The sequence below is a fragment of the Brevibacillus choshinensis genome, from assembly GCF_016811915.1.
Classification (GTDB): Bacteria; Bacillota; Bacilli; order Brevibacillales; family Brevibacillaceae; genus Brevibacillus; species Brevibacillus choshinensis_A.
The window spans coordinates 3,177,357-3,195,500 of sequence record NZ_CP069127.1 but is presented as its reverse complement, the minus strand read 5'-3'; the positions used below and the strand labels follow the sequence as shown (position 1 = coordinate 3,195,500).

The 18,144-nt window shown below is 46.8% G+C and carries 16 protein-coding genes; 11 read left to right on the top strand and 5 right to left on the bottom strand.

Annotated elements, in window-relative coordinates:
- Positions 1-13: 13 nt before the first annotated feature.
- The 5 genes from JNE38_RS16110 (at position 14) to JNE38_RS16090 (ending at position 6,865) form a co-directional block, all read left to right on the top strand.
- Positions 14-940 carry an ABC transporter permease gene (locus JNE38_RS16110; RefSeq protein ID WP_238933342.1) on the top strand — a complete coding sequence of 309 codons (927 nt, stop codon included), beginning with the start codon at positions 14-16 and terminating at the stop codon, positions 938-940.
- A 42-nt stretch (positions 941-982) separates the two neighbouring features.
- Positions 983-1,840: an ABC transporter permease gene (locus JNE38_RS16105; protein ID WP_238933734.1), complete on the top strand. Its 858-nt coding sequence runs from the start codon at positions 983-985 to the stop codon at positions 1,838-1,840.
- A 17-nt stretch (positions 1,841-1,857) separates the two neighbouring features.
- Positions 1,858-3,891: an ABC transporter ATP-binding protein gene (locus JNE38_RS30955; protein ID WP_203254688.1), complete on the top strand. Its 2,034-nt coding sequence runs from the start codon at positions 1,858-1,860 to the stop codon at positions 3,889-3,891.
- A 40-nt stretch (positions 3,892-3,931) separates the two neighbouring features.
- Positions 3,932-5,002 carry an LLM class flavin-dependent oxidoreductase gene (locus JNE38_RS16095; protein ID WP_203254687.1) on the top strand — a complete coding sequence of 357 codons (1,071 nt, stop codon included), beginning with the start codon at positions 3,932-3,934 and terminating at the stop codon, positions 5,000-5,002.
- 978 nt (positions 5,003-5,980) lie between these two features.
- On the top strand, positions 5,981-6,865 hold the full coding sequence (locus JNE38_RS16090; RefSeq protein ID WP_203254686.1) for a carboxylesterase: 885 nt from the start codon (positions 5,981-5,983) through the stop codon (positions 6,863-6,865).
- Positions 6,866-7,261: 396 nt separating this feature from the next.
- On the opposite strand, the gene JNE38_RS16085 is transcribed toward JNE38_RS16090, so the two are convergent.
- Positions 7,262-8,785, bottom strand: coding sequence for a glycine betaine uptake BCCT transporter (locus JNE38_RS16085; protein WP_203254685.1), 1,524 nt, complete (start codon positions 8,783-8,785; stop codon positions 7,262-7,264).
- Between the two features lie 656 nt (positions 8,786-9,441).
- On the opposite strand from JNE38_RS16085, the gene JNE38_RS16080 reads away from it, so the two are divergent.
- Together JNE38_RS16080 and JNE38_RS16075 are read left to right on the top strand one after the other, a co-directional pair.
- Complete coding sequence (locus tag JNE38_RS16080; protein WP_203254684.1) at positions 9,442-10,245, top strand: HhH-GDP family DNA glycosylase; 804 nt, start codon at positions 9,442-9,444, stop codon at positions 10,243-10,245.
- 44 nt (positions 10,246-10,289) lie between these two features.
- Entirely contained in the window at positions 10,290-10,427 is a 138-nt protein-coding gene (locus tag JNE38_RS16075) for an RCC1-like domain-containing protein (protein ID WP_203357592.1), read from the top strand.
- A 235-nt stretch (positions 10,428-10,662) separates the two neighbouring features.
- Here the strand turns inward: JNE38_RS16075 and JNE38_RS16070 are convergent, their stop codons facing one another.
- Positions 10,663-11,637 (bottom strand): arsenic resistance protein, encoded by a 975-nt coding sequence (locus JNE38_RS16070; protein WP_203254683.1) that lies wholly within the window; start codon positions 11,635-11,637, stop codon positions 10,663-10,665.
- A complete protein-coding gene (locus JNE38_RS16065; RefSeq protein ID WP_203254682.1) occupies positions 11,609-12,052 on the bottom strand; it encodes a MerR family transcriptional regulator in 444 nt (147 codons plus the stop codon). Before JNE38_RS16065 ends, JNE38_RS16070 begins: the two co-directional genes overlap by 29 nt.
- A 123-nt stretch (positions 12,053-12,175) precedes the next feature.
- Here JNE38_RS16065 and JNE38_RS16060 point away from each other — a divergent pair, with 123 nt between their 5' ends.
- Positions 12,176-12,340 carry a hypothetical protein gene (locus JNE38_RS16060; RefSeq protein WP_238933341.1) on the top strand — a complete coding sequence of 55 codons (165 nt, stop codon included), beginning with the start codon at positions 12,176-12,178 and terminating at the stop codon, positions 12,338-12,340.
- Between the two features lie 81 nt (positions 12,341-12,421).
- Here the strand turns inward: JNE38_RS16060 and JNE38_RS16055 are convergent, their stop codons facing one another.
- Positions 12,422-12,967: a TetR/AcrR family transcriptional regulator gene (locus tag JNE38_RS16055; RefSeq protein WP_203254681.1), complete on the bottom strand. Its 546-nt coding sequence runs from the start codon at positions 12,965-12,967 to the stop codon at positions 12,422-12,424.
- Between the two features lie 334 nt (positions 12,968-13,301).
- Between JNE38_RS16055 and JNE38_RS16050 the strand changes: the two genes are divergently transcribed.
- The 3 genes from JNE38_RS16050 to JNE38_RS16040 all read left to right on the top strand — a co-directional run bounded on the left by JNE38_RS16050 (position 13,302) and on the right by JNE38_RS16040 (position 17,191).
- Entirely contained in the window at positions 13,302-14,351 is a 1,050-nt protein-coding gene (locus JNE38_RS16050) for an NAD(P)-dependent alcohol dehydrogenase (RefSeq protein WP_203254680.1), read from the top strand.
- Positions 14,352-14,509: 158 nt separating this feature from the next.
- On the top strand, positions 14,510-15,217 hold the full coding sequence (locus JNE38_RS16045; RefSeq protein ID WP_203357591.1) for an SDR family oxidoreductase: 708 nt from the start codon (positions 14,510-14,512) through the stop codon (positions 15,215-15,217).
- A gap of 240 nt (positions 15,218-15,457) precedes the next feature.
- Positions 15,458-17,191, top strand: a complete 1,734-nt coding sequence (locus JNE38_RS16040) for a methyl-accepting chemotaxis protein (protein WP_203254679.1) — start codon at positions 15,458-15,460, stop codon at positions 17,189-17,191.
- A gap of 219 nt (positions 17,192-17,410) precedes the next feature.
- Here JNE38_RS16040 and JNE38_RS16035 read toward each other — a convergent pair whose 3' ends face one another.
- Positions 17,411-17,959 carry an NADPH-dependent FMN reductase gene (locus tag JNE38_RS16035; protein WP_203254678.1) on the bottom strand — a complete coding sequence of 183 codons (549 nt, stop codon included), beginning with the start codon at positions 17,957-17,959 and terminating at the stop codon, positions 17,411-17,413.
- Between the last annotated feature and the right edge of the window lie 185 nt (positions 17,960-18,144).

Sequence of the window (18,144 nt, the reverse complement as noted above, 5' to 3'; positions counted from 1 at the left end):
GGGGGGACGACTTGTGACTGGAACCATCGCAACCCGCTTGCTGACAGCCGCCCTCGTGGTCATTGGCTCTTCCATGCTGGTATTTGTGATCATGTACGTTTTGCCTGGCGATCCCGTGCTGCAAATGCTGGATGGAAATGCCACATCACCTGAGGCCATCGAGCAAGTACGGAAACAGCTAGGGCTGGATCAACCGTTCTACGTGCAATTCTTGCAGTACTTTCTTCACTTGCTGCAGGGCGATTTTGGCATATCCCGAATAGACAGCAGTCCCGTACTGGCGAAAATTCTCGAACACGTTCCAGCTACACTGGCATTGACATTGGTGAGTGCGACCGTTTCGATCCTGGTAGGTACGATCCTCGGTGTTCTTTCCGCCATTCATCGTAATGGGTTCATCGATATGCTCGCCCGCTTTGTAGGTTTGTTTGGGATCTCGATGCCGACGTTTTGGACGGGAATCCTTCTCTTGCTGTTGTTCTCCATCCAGCTCGGCTTGCTTCCGATAGCAGGGTCTACCGGATGGAAGTCACTGGTGCTGCCAGGGATCACGCTGGGACTGGTGGGAGCTGGTCTGATTGTTCGGATGGTGCGCAACACGATGCTGGAGGTGATCAGCGAACCCTACATTGTCACGCTGCGTGCTAAAGGTCTAGCGGAACAAGCCGTGATGTATCGACATGCCCTGCGCAACGCACTCATTCCTGCGTTGACGGTCATTGGGGTCATGATCGGAGAGCTGCTCAGCGGGACCGTGGTCGTGGAAACAGTCTTTGCTCGTCAAGGAATCGGGCGGATCCTCGCAGATGCGATCATGGCAAAAGATTTGCCAGTCGTGCAAGGTGTGGTCTTTTTTACAGCGATCATCTACGTGCTGGTGAATTTTCTCGTAGATATCTCGTATTCATTCGTCGATCCGCGCATCCGGCGCTCACAATAAGAAGGAGGGAGTAGCGTGAAGGAAACGATGATCGTGAAGCCTATGCGAACGACGGTTCGGTGGAGGTGGAATCGAGTACAGCAAATCACTGCCTCACAGCTTTTTGTGTCTGTGGCAGGATTCATCGTAGCTTTTCTGATCATTTGTGCGGCTGCGCCACAATGGGTCGCACCGTATTCACCGACAGCGATCGATCCAGCCAATCTGCTCCAGCCTCCGAGCTCATCCCATCTCTTCGGGACGGATTACTTTGGGAGAGATGTGTTTACGCTGGTGATTTACGGTAGCCGGGACTCTCTGTTGATAGGCTTTGCCTCCGTACTGGTCGGTGGTTTGACTGGAGCTGCGCTTGGCACGATTTCCGGCTATGTGGGTGGATGGGTCGATCTCGTCATCATGCGATTGATTGAGGTCCTCATGACGATTCCGGGTATTTTGCTCGCATTGGCTATAGCCGCCGCCACGGGTCCAAGCACCATCAATGTTGTCCTGGCGATAGCGGCAGGCACGATTCCGAGGTACGCGAGAGTCATGAGGAGCCAGATCCTCACGGTAAAAAACCGGGCATTTGTTTTGGCTTCGCGCTCCATCGGCAGCTCGCCTGTCCGCATCTTTTTCAAGCATGTGCTGCCGAACTCGACGGCTCCCTTTTTAGTGATGGCCACCATCGGAATGGGGACATCCATCTTGACAGGGTCTGGACTCAGCTTTTTAGGGCTTGGCGTGATCAAGGAAATTCCGGATTGGGGAGCAGTCTTATCCCAGGGTCGAGGCTATTTGACAGTTGCCTGGTGGGTCTGCACCTTCCCGGGGCTGGCCATCGCGTTGTTCGTCCTCTCAGTGAACATCATCGGGGACCGTATCAGGGATGCATTCGACCCGAAAAAAAGCCAGGGTTAAAACGGAGGAGACAGCATATGACCCAAGCATTACTGGAGATTAACAGGTTGACCGTCGAATTCCCGACAGCCAATGGTGCCTTGACTCCTGTCACAGATGTTTCGTTTCATATTGGTCGTGGTGAGACGGTATGCCTCGTAGGAGAATCGGGGAGCGGTAAGACGATTACCTCCAAAGCCATTATGCGGCTGATCGATTTTGAGCGTGGTCGGATTGCAAAAGGGAGCGTGAAGCTCGATGGTTCAGAGCTGACGAATATTCCCCAGCGGATTCTTCAGTCTGTTCGCGGTAAAAAGGTCGCGATGGTCTTTCAGGAGCCCATGTCTGCTTTTGATCCAGTATTCACCATCGGCCATCAGTTGGTCGAAACCATCCGGCGTCATGATAAAAAAAGCGGAAATACAGCGAAAATACATGCCATTGAGTTGCTCGGGCGCGTCGGATTGCCTGAACCGGAGCTTCGCTACCATCAATATCCGAACGAATTGTCAGGCGGGATGCTTCAGCGGGCGATGATCGCGATGGCACTCGCATGCGGGCCAGAGCTTCTTATCGCGGATGAACCGACGACTGCACTGGATGTCACGATTCAAGCGCAGATCTTGAGTCTTTTGATGGACTTGCAGGCTGAATACGGCATGTCCATACTGTTGATCACCCACGATCTGGGCATCGCTGCAGAAATGGCGGACCGCATGATCGTGATGTATGCAGGCAGGATCGTCGAGCAGGCGGCGGCAGATCGGCTGTTTGCCGAGCCGCGTCATCCTTACACGGCGGCATTGCTTCGTTCGATTACGACTCTCGACAGTGATCGAAACGCGCCGTTGCATACGATCGAGGGCACGCCTCCCAATGTCTCCGAATTTCCGAGTGGATGCCGGTTCCATCCTCGTTGTCCGCTTGCCACAAGCAAATGCAAGGCAGAGGCACCTGCACTCATCGGGGATGGTGCGCACGATGTCGCTTGCTGGCATTCTGATTTGCTGGTCAAGTCAGAAGAACAAAAAAGGAGCGAAAGCAAGCCGGGTAGTCGATTGGAAATGCAAGAAGAGCCCCGTGCGCAAAAGAATGATTCTTCTGAACGCAAGATCGTGCTTTTTGATGTGGAGGGACTGACCAAGCATTACCCGATCAAAGGGTCTTTTGGCAGGACGAAAGCGGTTATCCATGCAGTGGATGACGTTTCGTTTCAAATTTACGAAGGGGAAACATTTGGTCTTGTCGGGGAATCGGGCAGTGGAAAATCAACGCTGGGCAGAGTGCTGATTCAGCTGGAAAAAGCGACAGCAGGTCATATTCGTTTTCGCGGGAAATTGTTGACCGACAGTGACGGTGGAGAGCAACGCCAAATCAGGCGGGACATGCAAATGATTTTTCAAGACCCCTATGGCTCGGTCAATCCACGCTGGACGGTGGGGGAAACCATCGCAGAGCCACTTGATGTACATCATGTGGCTGCCAAGGGGGAGCGTCGTGCACGAGTAGAAGAATTATTGTCGATGGTCGGCTTGAATCCGGCTTGGGCAGACCGTTATCCCCATGAGTTCTCCGGTGGCCAAAGACAGCGCATTGGAATCGCTCGGGCAATCGCACTTAACCCACGATTTGTTTTGGCAGATGAGGCAGTCTCTGCTCTCGACGTATCCGTACAGGCGCAGATCATCAATCTGATGCAAGAGCTGCAAAACAGACTGGGATTGACGTACCTGTTTATCGCGCATGGGTTGAATATTGTTAGGCACGTCTCCACACGCATCGGAGTCATGTACTTGGGCAATCTCGTGGAAATTGCCACAGCAGAAGAGTTATTCAGCCATCCAGCCCATCCATATACGGCACTTTTGATCGCTTCCATTCCATGGGCAGATCCTGCGCGAAAGCGTTTTTTCACGCCGATCCAGGGGGAGATTCCTTCACCTGCCGCACCGCCAGCGGGATGCCGGTTCCATACACGTTGCCCCGCTGCGACTGCCCGCTGCAGAGAAGAGGCACCGGTCATGAAGACCGTCAGCACGGGTCATTCCGTCGCTTGTCATTACCCTATTTAAGGCAATAAATGTGCGCGTTGACACAAAGGAGGGAAAACCTATGAAGTTCGCAGTCATGAGTCTGATGGCCAATAATCCGAATCCAGTGACGGGAGAAACCTTAACTGCCCAGCAAAAATTCCAGAATATCATCAACCAAGCGAAGCTCGCAGAGCAATTGGGATTTGAGGCTTACGGAGTGGGAGAGAGGCATGGTGCCCCGTTTCTATCCTCCTCGCCGCCTGTTGTCCTGACAGCCATAGCGGCGAGGACATCCCGGATTCGGCTCCTGACGACCGTCACGGTGCTGAGTATTCTCGATCCGGTTAGGGTCGCTGAGGATTATGCGACGCTCGATCACCTCTCGGGTGGCCGCTTGGAGATCATCATCGGCAAGGGCAATTTCGCCCAGCACTACCCTTTGTTCGGGATCAAGGAAGAGGAGCAGTGGGAGTCTCTCGCCGAACGGTACGCCCTTTTGAAACGACTCTGGACCGAAGAAAATGTGACGTGGGATGGAAAATATCGACCGCCCCTGCAGAATGTCACGACGCAGCCGAGACCTTTCCAAAAGGAAATTCCCATCTGGCATGGCAGTGCATCCAGTACATTGTCTACCGAATTGGCGGCAAAATATGGCGAACCTATCTTTTCATCCAATACCCTGCATCGTCAGGAGAAATACAAAGCCTTGATCGACCATTACCGCGAGCGACTGGCTTTTTATGGGCATGATCCGCAAAAAGCGATCGTAGGGGCAGGAGCCGGAGGCAGCATCTATCTGGCCAACACGACGGAAGAAGCGATACATAGATTCCGTCCCTATGATCAGGCATTTCGATCCCGATTGACTCAACCCCATGATATTCCTCCATTCAGGGATCTCGAAGACAATGTAGCAAATGGCCCCATTCTGGTTGGAAGTCCGGAAAGTGTGATCGAAAAGATCCTGCAATATCATGAGGCATTTGGTCACCAAGTGCTGACGATCAGTGTAGATGGTCTTCCCGCATCGGAGCAGCGTGAACAGCTGGAGCGATTCGCGCAAGAAGTCATCCCGGTTTTAAAAAGAGAGATTCCGAGCCATGCTTGGGAGAGTGGGCCGGTGCTTCAGGAAAGTGCAACAAGGTAGCTTTTCTCTTACCTGGAGTCTTGCTGAAGGTGCAGGCGGCCACTCTTATTAAGTCGGCTATCTACGAATTCAACATTGGTACAAAGTTACTAATACATTCAGTAAAGTTAACTCAAAGGGGATCTTTATCAGGTCACCGACCGAGGTTGCATAATCTGGCCGCAACAAAAGGGAGTTGTACAAAAGATCCGTACAATTCCCTTTTGACTTATTTCAATTGGTTGATATCTACCTGTTTTGCTTTCATCAATTCAGCGACAATCTCTTGTTGCTGCGGAATCTCCTCTAAAAACGTTACCTCGTAGCACATATCGTACTCTACCCAAAAATAACCGTTTTTACAAGTGTAATATTAATTTGTCAAGCTCCCATTATTTTCACAGATCGGACCGGAATAGAACACTCCAGTCAGAATGCTCAGGATACCGACAAACGACGGGAATACTTTCGCCTGAATAATCGCGTTCCCGAGAATCGACCCGATCAGCCGAGAGCACTGGAAGTTACGGAATCTTCTGCCGAAAAATAAGGCGGCAAGAAGTTTGAACGGATTCAATAGAAACTAATAGAACGAATAGAACCAAAAAATGAAGAAGGAGGTATTGGCTATTAGGAAATTGCCAGTTGGCACGGAAGCCCCAGAATTAGAAAACAATCGGCACAACACTCAGAGGGAGTCTTAGGGTTATTTATATACGTACGATTTTCATTTTCTGGTTTTATAAACGATTAAAGTAAGGAATTGAGCAATCCATACACTCAGGTATCGATAACTCATTACAGTAAAGAAGATTCATCTTAAACAAACTGTTATACTAAAATAAAAATTCTGTTATAACAAAGAAAATTAATGTCTGTGGTTGTATTTGATGATATAGTAATCTGTATTACACTTGTTAAGTGATCTGTTTTATACGACAAACAGACTTCGGTTTGAATCGAAGCGTTCATTACGAGCAGAATTTGGAGGGGATTTGTATGAATAATCATTTACCTATTATGCCAACTCGAAGTAACAGTGGTATTCACTATTATCAAACATATGATAATAGCCTTGCTCTTTGGCCAGTCCCTTACGAAACGTTCTATGCGCCTACTCGCTATGGTCAAACGCATATCATTGCAAGCGGCCCCAAAGGTGCTCCACCACTTGTATTGCTCCATGGAGCATTATTCAGTTCCACCATGTGGTACCCTAATATTGCGGATTGGAGCAGTAAATACCGAACCTATGCCGTTGATATCATTGGTGATAAAAATAAAAGTATTCCAACTGATTTATGCGGCACAAGAGCGGGTTACGCCAATTGGCTCCATGATGTTTTTAACCAATTAGAAATCGAAAAATCACATGTCCTGGGGCTTTCGCTTGGCGGGCTTCATACCTTGAATTTTGTTTTACGAATGCCTGAAAGAGTCAAAAGGGCAGTCATTCTTAGTCCTGCAGAGACATTTGTATCATTTGATCAAGATTTCTATAAATATGCTCTGGGCCTTGTAGAGCCTAACGGTGTTGAGAATTTTTTAAAGTGGATGATGGAAGATCGCTGTGTGTTACAATCTGATTTTGCAAAGCAGTTCCATGCAGGAGTAATGTGGCAGGATGAAGTAAGAAACCCGAAGCCCAAAGCGGACGGATTTCCATATGTTTTCTCTGATGACGAATTAAAATCTATTACTGTTCCCATCCTTTTATTACTTGGGGAACATGAGGTCATATACAATCCGCAATCCGCCTTCAAGCGAGCTTCTACCCTTGTTGCTGGTATTGAAGCAGAAATAGTGAGCGGTGCTGGGCACGTTTTATCGATGGAACAGCCTTCATACGTAAATGAACGTGTTATGAGATTTTTAGGTAGATGAAAATACTAGAATAAGCTCGTGGAAAAGGAGGACACCCGTAATGACAGAATAAACAAGAAAAAACAGATTATCGTTGGACAACTAAAGCCTCATGTAAGATTATAGGATCATGCGGTTTTAAAACAGGCTCCTGTGTAGCAACTATTTCGCTCTCCGCTGTATCCGTATACGAAGTCGCTATCGTCTGACGTCCCACTCCCAAGACAAAGGTAAAGAGGGAATGAATTCTACGGTAAAAATGCTTGTTCGTGCAGACCAGATCCTGCAACTGCGCTGGATGCTCAAATTGTTACCAACGACACTTACCTGAATCGTGACGCTACTGTTAATGAAGGAAGGTTCGTGTCTAGCAAATAAAGAGGACAACCTGAATGGCTGTCCTCTACCCTCATGCCTCTACACATCTTTCAAAAGTCTCTCCAACTTTTTCTGCTGCTCCTTCCGCCTTTTTCGTTCGTGGCGAGCCTCTTCCCCTAATGCCTTCAGCAGCGAGTAACACATCAGTACCATGATGATAGCAAAAGGCAGTGCAGCGACGATAGAAGCCGTCTGAAGTCCTTCCAAACCGCCGCTCAAAAGCAATACAACGGCTGTAGCTGACTGGAGAATACCCCAAGTGATCTTAACCCGATTGGTCGGGTGCAGATTCCCTTCCGATGACAGCATGCCAAGCACAAATGTGGCAGAATCGGCAGAAGTGATAAAGAACACGATAATCAAAAAGAGGGCGACTAAGCTCAGGATTTGCCCGAGTGGGAGCTGCTCCAAGGCCAAGAACAAGGCAGTGGAAATATCCTGATGAACGGCAGAACCGATCGGAGCCTTGTCAAACATTTCGAGATGCAGTGCAGTTCCTCCAAAAACGGAGAACCAGATAAAGCTGAGCAAGCTTGGGACGAGCATGACGCAAATGACGAACTCTTTGATGGTTCTGCCTTTGGAGACACGTGCAATGAAGGTGCCGACGAAAGGTGCCCAGGAAATCCACCACGCCCAGTAAAACAGTGTCCAGTTTGCCACCCAGGTTCCTTGCGTGAAAGGAGTGAGCCGCAAGCTCATCGAGATTAAATTATTTAAATAGCTGCCAAGAGTAGTCGTAAAGGTGTCGAACAAAAAGGCGGTCGGTCCCATAAAAAGGGTGAGCAGCAAAAGGAAGAAAGCCAAAGCTAGATTGATATTGCTAAGGATTTTGATTCCTTTATCCAGCCCGGATGTAGAGGACAAAAGGTAGAGCACAGTGATGACTGCGATAATGATGATCTGAACGGTGGGGTTGGAAGGGAGCCCAAAGAGATGGGCAAGACCCCCGTTAATTTGCAGGGTCCCCAATCCCAGCGAAGTAGCGACACCAAAGGCGGTGGCGATGATGGCGAACACGTCAATTCCTTTGCCGATGGGGCCATTAACCCGGTCACCGAGCAAAGGAAAAAATGTGGAAGAGATGAGCCCCTTGGCCCCCTTTCGGAATTGAAAGTAAGCTAGACAGAGAGCGATGACAGCATAAATGCCCCAAGGATGAAGCCCCCAGTGAAAAAAAGCAAAGCGCATGGCAGTCTGTGCTGCCTCTGGCGTCTGACCAGCAACACCCGCAGGAGGAGAGAAATAATGGGAGATTGGCTCCGCGACTCCCCAAAACACAAGCCCGATCCCCATTCCGGCACTAAATAGCATGGCAAACCAGGTAGGGAGAGAAAATTCCGGTTCATCGTCATCTTCCCCAAGCGTGATTTGCCCGTACTTGCTAAAAGCGAGGAAGAGGCAAAAAGTTAAGAAGCCGAATGTCACAATCAAGTAAAACCAGCCGAAATTTGTGGTTGTGAGAGTAAGGATCTTTGACGCCGCCTGAGAAAAGAGAGCGGGACTGATGACTCCAACTGACACGATGGCGAGGACAATGAGTAAGGATATCAGGAATGTCATGTAGCTCCTCCGAGAATGTGAGTGACAAGAGAATTAAATGAAAAGGTGCCAACGAAGGTGTATCATTCCAAGAAAATGAATGATGGCTGAGTACCGAATAGACCAGCCTTTATCCGGTGTGTATTCCCCATTTTGTACGAATGGCTTTGGCGGTAAACATGTAAGCTCATACGAGTAAAGGATTTGGAGTGTTGGATCCGAGAATCGAACGCCCAGTATATCTCTGCCATTTCTCGCTGATATTGATTTCATCAGAGCTAGCACCCTATAGAATCGGAAGTGGACAGTATATTATCCTGCTAACTATAGCCTTCCAGCAATACCCAGGGGATTGGGAAATTGAAAATCAAAATGAGATCGTGCTGAATCACACTACCATCGTTTTAAAAGGAAAGTTGAATAATAGCGATAAACACGGAGCGAAAACATTCCGCTTTTGGGTCGACAAAGATTCAGGGCTCCTCATAAAATATGAATGGTACGATGGAACAGGTTAGCTTTTTGCATCCATTACTCCAGGTTAAAACATTTCATAGATGAACATCAATCTTGATGAAGTACGTATTCTAAAGCAACAACTGTTCCGTCGTAAGGTCTTTTCCTCAGAGGTAATGAGAGGATTAAAAATCCAGGAGTTTATACGAAGGAGATCTCCAATGAGCATCAATCATAATGCTGAAGCAATCCGAGAAGCTTTGAGATGGATACGTTCGACTGCCGAAAATGATATTCGTATAAGAGAAGGAGGGAAATCGGACGGGACTTCAGCCTTTACCTCATTAAAAATAGCGAAAGATTTCTTTGGTATTGCTGACGGTGCCCTTCGGTTGCTCGAAACGCATCATTCAGACATATCCGTAGAAGTTTCGGTAAATAAATTGGTTTCTTTCCTCACTATGCTTCCTGATTTTAAACTGGTTACTGAAATAGATGGCTCGTATGGTCATATGGGAGCGACCCTAACTGATGCCATCCTACAATCAGGGATCGATTACAAGTCAGTAGTAAAGCCAAGAGTCAACAATATCAAAACACAATATCCCTCTGCCAGCACAACAAGTGGATTTTTGAAAACGATGAGCGAACACGGTCTGGATAGGATGATCAATTTTAAGGGAGCCAAAGTAGAGAGAATAAAGCAGGTCGCAGAATTTCTACAATCTGAGCAAATTGAAACAGAAGACGAATTCGCTGTATGGTTATCGGATGATCAAAATGTGATTCGCATTAAAAAGCTCAAGGGTATTAAAGATAAAACAGCCGACTATATGAAGATCTTGGTTGGCCAGCAAGGGAATGCAGTAGATCGACATTTGATCCATTTCCTGGAGCAATCAGGGGTTCCTTTTGAAAGCTATCAGAAGACGAGCGAAATCATTAATCGCGCAGCTGATCACATCGGGGTAAATCGTTCGTTGTTTGATCACAGCATTTGGAAATACATGTCGGAAAGGTCGTAGCGAAAGAATGCAAAAACGTCTAATAATTCGGAAGATGAAAAGGCATAGCGGCGGGGCGTCGTCATACCGTTGGGCTTAAATCGGACGGCACGGTGGTAGCTGTGGGTGATAATGAATATGGCCAATGCGATGTAAGCGGCTGGCGCAGCATTCAACTGCCTGGAAATTCGTTTTCAATATGAATAAGAAATACACAGCAAAGGAGTCATCATGCTAATAGGCAGGGTAAAAGTAACAAATGCAGAGGTTTGATGCAAAAAATACCCACAACCTATAGAGGCTGCTAGTGTTACTACCGGCAGCCTCTGATTAACGAAAGAGCAGGATCGCTTCAACCGGGAAACAGTCAAGCTTATATTCTTGAACTGGCATTAGCTATATTTCCTCGTAAGTTTGCCTTTTGACTTTCTCAACTTTTCAGTGCCCATCCGTCCCACGTAAAAGTACCTTTGGGACAAGCCGAATATATAAGAGCTCCCCAATCAGTTCTACAATTGTTTGCGTTACGATTACTGCTGAGGCAACCCCGTTTAGAGGTTCCGGCAGCGCCAGTGCAAAAGGAAGAACGACAAGAGAATTACGGGTTCCTGCACTAAAAATAAGAGCCCGCCCTGCGCCGGTATCTAAATGGAATATATGAGAAACGATACGCGCAAGAATCGGTGTAATGGCCATATAGGCTACATAGACCGGAACCACCTGGATGATAGAATCAAACGAGGCGTATAGTTTAGAGATTTGTGATGCAACGACAACAAAAAGGGTTAACGCCATAAAAGGTACAGGAAGCCATGCTGTCACATCAAGCCAACGCTCTCCTTGTGGTTGTCGCCATGCCCACCATTGCGTAAGTAGAGCAAGTCCCAGCGGAACAACAATAAGACCTAAAAATGCTTCGAAAAATGGCCCGACGCTCACAATCTCTGCAGCATTCTCGCCCATAAATAGCCATAAATAAATAGGCAATAAAAGCATTTGAGTGACAAAAAGGATAGGTGTTGAGACCAAAACAAGCTTCTCGTTGCCACGTCCAAGATGTGTAAAAACAATCACATAGTCAATGCAGGGGGTGAGCAAAACAAGGAGTACACCTAGTCGTATTGCTGAATCGGCTGGAAGAAACCGTGTTAACCCCCAAACAAGGAGAGGTACAGCTATGTAATTCGTAATAAGCAGCGCATAGATGAACTTTCGATTTGTTAGTGCCTCTTTTAAACGGAAAAAAGGGATTTGGGCAAACATTCCATACATCAAGATGCCAAGTACGATTGAAATCATGCCATCTAAGCTTTCGCTGGATTCTGGCCATAACAAGCCTATTCCAGCGGCTATCAGTAGTACGAAAGCATAGAGCCAAACTTGATTATTTTCTAATTGTTCTCTTGAAATCACTTCCCGACCCTGTCCCTTCCTGATACGAACCCGTATTTTCTATCTTCTCCAAGCATTCGGACCACGTAAGACATTTGCACCGTAACCCGCAATCAAGGATCTGTATCATGGAATTGATCTGTTTCTTTCGCTCTTCCAACTCCGAGCGTTTTTGTCTCGCCATCAGCTCCCAGCGTTCTGAAAGTGAATGGCCGGCTTCAAAGCCCTCTAATAAAACAGCTATTTCCTGAATACGAAAGCCAGTCTGCTGCGCCACTTTAATAAAATGGATACGGTCAAGCAGCCCCTCGTCATAGCGGCGCTGACCGTTTTTTCGCTCAGGCGATGGCAGCAAACCAACGGATTCATAATAACGAAGTGTCGATGCGTTCAAATCTGCTCTTGCGGCGAGCTGACCTATGCTTAGACCTGACATAGCTACACCTCTTGACTTAAAGTTCACTTTAAGTTTTATGATTCGAATATATCCCATGAAGGAAGTGATGTAAATGAAGAAGGGGATTCGGGAACGCTTCAGCTTGTTACAGAATGGGTAAGAATGGAGCGAAAATGCTGCCCATTCTTGACGTTTACGGTCATTGCGAGCAACGAAGAGGAGCCGATACTGCTAGAGCTTACGGGAACCGAAGAGGCAAAAGCATTTTTGCGCACGGAAATTCAAGAGAAGATTGAATTCATAACGAAAGTGGACGAAGAGCATTAAGAAATGGAGCAAGGTAATGGGGGCATTAGCAAAACAAAAGCGGCAGAGGCTGCAGGAGATGATCCGGCAGCCTCGATAAGCTTATAGACTTCTCTCCAATAAGGCTCCAACTTGTTTCGCCATGATTTGCGGTGGATGCGGCATGCCATTTCTAATCCACCACTCAATTACCCCTACATAAGCGGTACCCGCATATTGCAACATGACTTCTTCACTAATATCCGCATTTCTTCCGCTTTCTCTATCAATCTCACCTTTGAATCCTTCCATAATATAATGAAGAAGCCGAGTTCTAAAAGAGGGGGCTCCTTTACTGGCTAACATAGTCGAAAAAAATAAATAGTTTTTCTCAAAGTACTCAAAAAAATGTACAAGAGCATTGCCCCAATCCAGTCTACATGCCCATTCATCCATCTCTGCTAGTTCATTCATGTGTGCCTCGATCAGTTTATCCAGCAAATCATATTTGTCCTGATAATGAAGATAAATGGTTCCGCGGTTTAGGTTAGCCTTGTCCGCAATATCCTGAATGGTAATCTCATCGAAACTTTTTTCGCTCATTAATTCAATAACAGCTTTTTTCAAGGACTCTTGCGTCTTAGCAATTCTCCGATCCACTTTTGCCATCGATTATTCACCTAGCTTTTTTGAGATAATGAACAATTTTGATTCCATTGTTAATATATCAACGTTTCGCGTGTTTTTAACCATTGAATGTCGTTCTCTTGATTATATAATAATGAACATAAGTTGATTAAGCAATGTATTTTGTTTATTCGCTTGTAGTTGTATGAATTCGAGTTGATAAGAAAACGAAGGTTCCATTCATTACTGGTGCAAGACGAGGGGATGGGTGAGTGATCAGGTCCTCGCAACGAGGCGCTGTCCCGAATATACCTCCCTAGCTTAGGCGATTGCATGTCCCGCAAAACCAATCAATCAGAATTACAGGAGGATATATATGATTCATGCCAATGCACGTGCTGTATTCAATCCGGAAGGTCCGTTCAAACTGACCGAGATCGAACGTAGGGACCTCCAGCCGCATGATGTCCTCATCGAGATTAAATATGCGGGTATTTGCCACTCTGACATCCACACGGCTCGCGGCGAGTGGGGACCGGTTCAATACCCTCTTGTTCCAGGGCACGAGATCGCTGGCATTGTCGCCCAAGTTGGTTCGGAAGTGACCAAGTATGCCGTTGGCGACCGCGTAGGGGTTGGCTGCATGGTTGACTCCTGCGGAGAGTGCGTGAACTGCCATAAGGGAGAAGAACAGTATTGCCTGAACGGAATGACTGGCACCTATGGGGCTACAGACCGGTACGGGCAGTATACGCAGGGTGGTTATTCCACGCACATCGTTGTAACGGAAGACTTCGTGGTTAAAATTCCTGATGGTATGGAACTTGACGTTGCCGCTCCGCTCTTGTGCGCTGGCATTACAACGTATTCTCCGCTGCGTCATTGGGGAGCCGGTCCCGGCAAGAAGGTCGCTGTTGTCGGACTTGGCGGGCTTGGCCACATGGCAGTGAAGCTCGCTCATGCCATGGGTGCGGAGGTCACAGTTTTATCCCAATCCTTGAAGAAGAAAGAAGACGGTTTGCGACTTGGCGCGGACCATTATTATGCGACGAACGATCCGGAGACGTTTGCGAAACTGGCCGGTACGTTCGATCTCATCGTAAATACAGTGAGCGCGAAGGTTGATGTGAACGCCTACCTTTCGCTGTTGGCTCTGGACGGCACGATGGTCAACGTCGGTGCGCCAGCCGACCCGTTGTCCGTTCAAGCCATGTCACTTATCGGTCATCGTCGGTCGTATGCTGGCTCGATGATCGGCGGTATTCGCGAAACGCAGGAGATGTTGGACTTTTGCGCTGAACACCACATCGCTACCGAGATCGAGGTGATTTCCGCCAACCAGATCGATGAAGCCTGGGAACGCGTACTGGCTTCGGATGTCCGGTATCGATTCGTGATCGACATCAGCACGATGGAGAATGAATAACCGTACGTACCACCAAAAAAACCTCATTTCGCAATTTACCGTGGGCAAGTTGAAACATTCTTGAGAGATTGAAGAAATTTGTTTGGGGCACTCCTACTGGTGTGCCTCATTCCTTAAAGGTGGGGCATTTGATCCAAATCATGAAATGGGGGATTACAATGTCAAAGGAGCGTAAAGTTGCACTTGTCACCGGAGGGAATCGAGGAATTGGGTATGAACTAGTCAAACAGTTGGCTTTGAAGGGATTTCAGGTCATTTTGACTAGTCGGGATTCTGAAACGGGGCATGAAGCCGCCCAAAAACTGAAGGTGTCGACATTGGACGTATCCTTTGTGCAGATGGATGTAGACAGTCAAGAGAGCATACGGCAAGCTGCGATCACAGTAAGTGAGTGTTTTGGAAGATTAGACGTATTGATTAATAATGCTGGCGTGTATTTGGACGAAAACGAGAAGTTGATGGAAATGGAACCCTCCATTCTGGAGGCAACGATGGCAACGAATTTCTTCGGCGCTTACCATGTCATCCGTTCCTTTATGCCTATTATGGAAAAGCAAGGTTATGGAAGAGTGATTAATGTTTCTTCGGAATATGGGGCGTTGAGGGAAATGTCCTCCCCAGGAGTTGGTGCATATAAGTTGTCTAAGCTTGCCCTAAATGGATTGACTCGATTGGTAGCTGCAGAAATCAAAGGCGATATTCAAATCAATGCGGTCGATCCGGGATGGGTGAGCTCAGATATGGGTGGACCATCGGCTCCGCGAACTCCCAAGCAAGCTGCTGAGTCGATCCTTTGGTTAGCCACTACTGGACCTGAAGGACCGAATGGAGGGTTCTTCAGAGACGGAAAACGAACGGATTGGTAACGGACATGAAGTTGGGAATTATACGGAAACATAAGAAATTACTGATCTTTATATTGACCCTCGGTGCCTTCGGTATCTTGAATACCGGAATGGGGGTTAGGCACTACGCGAATCTTCCATTTGAGGCGATCGAAAAGGGCCCACATTTGGCTTATATCACTTTTCCATACGTTTGATGCCTTTCTTGAACGGGTATTGAAGTTATTAGATCAGTGAATGAGACATGTGGGGGTAGACACCGTGAAATTAACGACCTTTAAAAAGTTATTGCTGGTATCCATTCTGTTACTAACAATTCCTAGTATGGTGGTGGGGATTTTCAGCTTCACTTTCAGCAGAGACGCCCTTAATGAAAGTGGCTCCACCGGCTTGAAAAATAACGTCCGCTTGGTTATTGCCATGATCGATTCATTACAGTCAGCAGTGGAAAAAGGTCAGCTCACACTCGAAGAGGCACAAGAGCAAGTAAAAGTTCAAATACTGGGAGAGAAAAAACCAGACGGCACTCGCCCGATCAATAAAAATATCGATTTGGGGGAAAACGGATACTTTCTAGTACTTGATCAGACAGGATTGGAGGTTGCCCATCCCACGCTAGAGGGCAAAAATGTTTGGGAATTGAAATCGGATGATGGTTTTTATTTCATGCAGGAAATTATCAAACAAGGCATGAATGGAGGCGGGTATACTTATTACAATTATAAACTGCCAAAATCCGAAGTCGTGGCGCCGAAAATCGCATATTCGGAAATGGATCCGAATTGGGGATGGATTGTGACAGCAGGCTCATACATGAAAGATTACAACAGTAAGGCAAATAGCATCATTACGATGATTGTTATCACAATCGGGGTATGCTGGGTATTGGGAACTTTTATTGTCCTTTTATTTACCAGGCATATTTCCAATCCGATCAAACAGATTTCCCAGCAAGTCCGAAGAATCACAGATGGTGATCTAACGGCGGAACCGCTCGTTATTAAGAATCGCGATGAGATCGGGGAATTGGGAAAAGATTTTAATAAAATGTCGAGCACATTGAAACACATGATTTTGCAGTTTTCGGGCAATGCCCACCAAGTAGCAGCAACCTCGGAACAATTATTGGCAAGCACGGAGCAAACAAGTCAAGCTTCCGATCAAATATCGAATGCCATTCAAGATGTGTCCGCTGGTGCGGAAAAACAAGTTTCCAGCATGAAGGATGCAAATGATTTCGTAACCGAAATGGCAAGGGGATTGAGCGAAGTTACGAATAATATGCAGAATATGTCTGAATCGACGTCTCATGCTTCGCAACTCTCTCAAAGCGGTAATGAAGTCATCAGAAATACGATTACCCAAATGAATCTTATAAATGAGAAGGTTTTATTTTCTGCAAATGTTGTAAATACGCTTGGGAATCAATCAAATGAAATCGGAAACATCGTCTCGATCATTACTGAAATTGCGGCACAAACAAATCTGCTGGCGTTAAATGCGGCGATCGAGGCCGCCCGCGCAGGGGAGCAAGGAAGAGGCTTTGCGGTAGTAGCTGATGAGGTGCGCAAATTGGCCGAACAATCTGGAGCAGCGGCTGGTCAGATTCGGACACTCATTCAGGAGATTCAAAACGGTACCCAAAAAGCAGTCGAGGCGATGAACGGAGGAACTACAGCCGTATCCGATGGTCTTGTTTTGGCCAATCATGCAGGATCCGCATTCATAGAAATTTTGAGAGCAGTGGAAGATGTGTACACGCAAACGAAAGAGGTTACAGAAGCTGTCAACCAAATACATGTGGGAGCACAGAGTATGGTCGGTTCCATCGATGACATTTCACATGTAACTGAAATATCTGCTGAACTTGCGCAGACTGTGGCAGCCTCAGCTGAGGAACAGTTGGCATCGATGGACGAAATTACAGCCGCAGCCCATACCCTTTCGAAAATGGCGGAAGAGCTGCAGGGTTCTTTGAGCAATTATAAAGTCTAAGTGTTAAGTTGCAAAATGCGTTTTGAGATCCCTCTCGACTGATTAGAAAACGACTAGCTAAATAGACAGGGAAGTAAAGAAGAAGACGATAACAAAAGCATCAGAGGCTGCTGGAGATGATCCAGCAGCCTCTTTAAGCTATTAAGGCAGTATTTCGGAATCAGAAGCTGTAATCAGGTGTCACTAAGACAATCGGCGAGCGAAGATTAGACTGTTGTACTAACTAGAATGGATTGTCTGAGTAAGTGCATCAATTAATGATCTTAGAGAGTGTGCTGTGGCAGAGTCTGTCAGCTCTCCTTGTGGTTTCACCTTTTTGGTGACGAACGGGATCTTCAGTGTACCACCTTCCACTATTTTTGCGGTCATAATGGAAAGGGTAAGAATCAATGAATCGTGCGCTTTATCGCCACCAAACTGGGAAGGGGAGGCACTAATGACTGCTGTCGGTTTATACATAAATTCACCTGAAGATACGACCCAATCCAGAGCGTTTTTTAGAACACCCGGTACTCCATTTGCATACTCCGGTGTACAAATCAGCACTCCATCAGCTTCCTTCAGCTTCATGCGAAAATCGTAAACCGAGTCTGGTGCATTTTCATCATCAAAATCCGGATTGAAGTGCGGGAGGTTACCTAATCCATCATAAATAGTAAATGTAATATTTTCATTCGCGATAGATGTACAAGCAAGCAAAAGACCAGTATTCGTTGAACTTTTACGCAGGCTCCCTGATATGGCGAGGATTTTTATTGAACCATTCATTCTATCACCCTATTCTCTCATTAGATTCACCTAAAATTATACAGTTTTTGATTTTTGAAAGAGAGTTTTTTATATTTTAACACCTGCTGTTCAAAGAAAATTGACTGACAAAGACGTCACCGATCTTCACGGTGACGTCTTTCTGCTTTCGATGGTCTGTCATTCAGCGCAATGGCGTAAAGACA